Below are 534 nucleotides of genomic sequence, written 5' to 3'. Positions count from 1 at the left end.
GTGATAACACACCGGTAGAGCATGTGATGGAATTTACGGAGAAATAAATATGGCAATATCCAACAGTGGCAAGATGTGCCCGGCTGTCACCTCAATTAACTGTACGATGGAAATAGGCGTCTTTCCCGCCGATGAAGATCCCTGTTATCTGGCGAGAAAAGCCGAATATGCCCTGCGTCTGCCGGCAATGATTATCACCAAACAGGGAGTCATTCGCTTTCTTAATCAAATTATTATGAGTGGGTTGATTAAGGTTGAGGAACTTAAGCATGACTTTCTGTGGTCTTATAAAGCGGAAGTGGTGTTTGCTATCCGAGGAGAGCAAGATGTCCCCTTACCCATGCTGGCAACTAGCCAAGACTCTAAGCAGCGTTATGGCGATAATTTACCGCAATCCAGTAATCCGTTCGCCCGGCCTTCTGCCGACGATGTAGAAAAATTTGGGGTTGTTGGTATCCGTCGGCCCGATATTATTCTGGTTAAAGATGAAACTCTCCGCTGGCCGGGCAGAAATGCCACCTACTTTGATGGTTC

1 protein-coding gene is annotated in these 534 nt (G+C 46.8%); it reads left to right on the top strand.

All coding sequences use genetic code 11. From position 1 onward, the window contains the following. Positions 1 to 49: 49 nt before the first annotated feature. Positions 50 to 534, top strand: a 485-nt coding sequence (locus tag C6H66_RS25370) for a VRR-NUC domain-containing protein (protein ID WP_219847658.1), incomplete at its 3' end; no start/stop codon positions are given.

Origin of the sequence: Photorhabdus hindustanensis, from assembly GCF_002968995.1 — a bacterium.
In the GTDB taxonomy this organism is placed as follows: Bacteria; Pseudomonadota; Gammaproteobacteria; order Enterobacterales; family Enterobacteriaceae; genus Photorhabdus; species Photorhabdus akhurstii.
This window is presented reverse-complemented; position numbering and strand designations above follow the sequence as displayed.